The sequence below is a fragment of the Monashia sp. HAY1-5C genome, assembly GCF_056755255.1.
In genome coordinates, this window is sequence record NZ_JBPGXG010000702.1 from 1 (window position 1) to 240 (window position 240).

At 77.5% G+C, this 240-nt stretch carries 1 protein-coding gene; it reads left to right on the forward strand.

Annotation, left to right across the window (positions count from 1 at the left end; genetic code table 11):
* On the forward strand, positions 1-240 hold a 240-nt coding region (locus ACR9ZK_RS23255; protein ID WP_481344275.1), incomplete at both ends, for a hypothetical protein.

Below are 240 nucleotides of genomic sequence, written 5' to 3' on the forward strand. Positions count from 1 at the left end.
GCACCGACCCCGACGCGGCCGCCCGCGAGCTGACGGGCGGCACGTACGCCGCGGGTGAGCTGCGCCGCTACTGGGCGTACGCGGCCACGCTCGCCCGGCACGACCCTGCGCGACCTCGTCGGGCGGGCCCGGGCACTGGCCCGTCCGGAGGATGTGAGTCGGTCATGACGACCCGCGTCATGCACAGCGTGACCCGTTGCGTCGCGGGCGCAGGCGGCGTCGCCGTGCGCGGTGCCACGG